This window comes from Dyadobacter sp. CY323 (assembly GCF_021390245.1).
Taxonomy (GTDB): Bacteria; Bacteroidota; Bacteroidia; order Cytophagales; family Spirosomataceae; genus Dyadobacter.
In genome coordinates this window covers 1-1,227 of record NZ_JAJUXH010000050.1, presented here as the reverse complement: position 1 = coordinate 1,227, position 1,227 = coordinate 1, and the positions used below count along the sequence as shown (strand labels likewise).

The following is a 1,227-nucleotide window of genomic DNA, read 5'->3' as shown; positions in this document are numbered from 1 at the left end:
CGGATTTTCAGCGACGAGCGGCCACCGCTGTGGTTCAAACGCGAAAAGGTAGCCCAGATCACTTCTGGTCAAACCAGTATTTTAGCTGTTTCCAAGCTTTGGGAAGTTTCACCTGAAAGTATTTATAATTGGATTTATAAATACTCACCCGATCACAAAAGAGGGACAACCATGGTGGTACAAAAGGACAGTGAGTCAGCTAAGAACATTGAGCTGCAAAAGAAAGTGGCTGAATTAGAACGTATCCTGGGTCAAAAACAGATGGTTATTGATTTTCAGGATAAGTTGATCGAAATCGCTTCGAAAGAGCTCGATGTGGACATTAAAAAAAATTTCAATCCTGGACCTTAGAGCATTTCCGTATGAACTTAGCCACACATAGTTACCCAATGACTGCTTTATATGGGCATTGTCAAATCACTAAGCAGGGACATTACAAGTCTGTGCAGCGCGAAATACAATGGCAGATGAAAGAAGAGCTCGTTGTCGGCCTGATCATGCAAGTACGAGACTCACACCCAGCCATGGGGCTTCGTACGATGTATGAACTTTGCCAACCGGAAAATGTAGGCCGTGATGCTTTTATCAGCATCGGGCTTTATTACGGGTTCCGCGTTAAAGTGTTCCGTAATAAGACCAGAACGACATTTTCAAGTCCTTACAGCCGCTACCAGAACCTGTTGACCAATAAAGTACTCGATAACATCAATCAGTTATGGACCAGTGACCTGACTTACTTTAAGGTAGCAGAGCAAGATTTTTACATTGTCTTCATCATGGACGTCTACTCCCGTTTGATTGTAGGCTATTCTGTTGCCGACAACATGCGAGCTGAAAACAATGTGAATGCCCTGAAAATGGCCCTGAAAACAAGAGGAATAAGAAGCTATGGTCAAAAGCTCATCCATCATTCAGACAGGGGCGGCCAATACGTCAGCGATGATTATACCAGCTTGTTAAAGAATTCCCAAATCCAGATCAGTATGTGCAACACAGTTTACGAAAACGCACACATCGAACGGGTGAACGGGACAATCAAAAACCAGTACCTGGCACATTGGAATATTACAAGTCCTCAGCAACTGAAAACCGAAGTTAAAAGGGCTGTGGATACTTATAATAACAAAAGGCCACACTCAGCTCATGGCGGACTAACACCTGACGCGTTTGAACAAGAAATCAAAGAACCCACAGCCTTGGAAAGATCTAAACTCAATATTTGGACTG

At 43.3% G+C, this 1,227-nt stretch carries 2 protein-coding genes; both read left to right on the top strand.

The genetic code is table 11. From position 1 onward, the window contains the following. A partial coding sequence (locus LZG72_RS29070; protein ID WP_233878764.1) for a transposase occupies positions 1-351 on the top strand: 351 nt, incomplete at its 5' end. An 11-nt stretch (positions 352-362) separates the two neighbouring features. Continuing rightward, a partial coding sequence (locus LZG72_RS29065; protein ID WP_233878763.1) for an IS3 family transposase occupies positions 363-1,227 on the top strand: 865 nt, incomplete at its 3' end.